This window comes from Synechococcus sp. H55.11, from assembly GCF_047462475.1.
Taxonomy (GTDB): domain Bacteria; phylum Cyanobacteriota; class Cyanobacteriia; order Thermostichales; family Thermostichaceae; genus Thermostichus.
In genome coordinates this window covers 1-930 of sequence record NZ_JANSJI010000245.1, presented here as the reverse complement: position 1 = coordinate 930, position 930 = coordinate 1, and the positions used below count along the sequence as shown (strand labels likewise).

1 protein-coding gene is annotated in these 930 nt (G+C 66.1%); it reads right to left on the bottom strand.

What is annotated here, in order from left to right; translation table 11 throughout:
• Positions 1-5 precede the first annotated feature (5 nt).
• A partial coding sequence (locus tag NW853_RS09855; RefSeq protein ID WP_414348920.1) for a tetratricopeptide repeat protein occupies positions 6-930 on the bottom strand: 925 nt, incomplete at its 5' end.

The window sequence follows — 930 nt, the reverse complement described above, 5'->3', positions numbered from 1 at the left end:
TGTTGTTAGTTTTGCACAGGCGGGACGCGGCGCAAGTTCAACAGCACCCTTGCGCTGAGGGGGCGGGTGTTGGCCAGTAGCCCCACGCTCAGCAGCAGCCAACGGTTCAAGGTGGTGCCGGCCAGCAGCCAAGCCATCAACAGGGCTGCCCCTCCCCCTTCTACCCCTGCCGCCAAGACCCAGGCCCAGGCGACTTTCCCGTGCCGGGACAGGAGGATCCCTTGCAATCCACCGACGCCAAGCCCCACCAGCAAGCCACGCAGCGGGCTGGCCATCGCCTGCAAGGCGTTCTGTGGCCAGGGATCCCTGGGATCGAAAGCGAAGGTTGCCACCCCCACCTGAGGGGCCAGGGTATCTGCTGCCACCCAGCCCAAAGCCGTGGCCAGTAGCGTAGCCGCCACCCACCGCCAAGAAACCTGCCGTCGCAATACCGCCCACTGGAGTAGCCCCATTCCCAAGCCAAGGCTGGCCCCAGCCACCGCTCCTTGGAGCGAACCCAAAGCAGCTAGGAGGGGAGCTGCCGCCCCCAGCCCCAGATAGCCAATCCCAGCCGCCGCCCAATTGGCCAGGAGCCAGACCAGGGCCAATCCTTTGCTCTGGCGGGGCTTGCCTGAGGTGGGGAGGGTGGGCTTCGGGTGGGGGCTAACCTGTTCCTGGCCGACCTGCTGTTCAACCTCGCGCAGGCCCTGTTCTGCCGAGGGGTTGCCCGGCTCCAGCCGCAGCACTCCTTGATAGTCCATCTGGGCAAGGCCCCAATGGCCCTGCCGCTGGTGGGCCAGGCCGCGGTACAGATAGTAGCGGGCTTCGTTGGGGGCGCTCTGGATCAGCTCGTTGAGCAGGTGGACGGCCATTTTGTATTCGCCTGCCTCGATCAAATGCACCGCCCGCTGGAGCTTTTCCGCCTCAGCTTCCGACGCAGCCGCCTGCTGG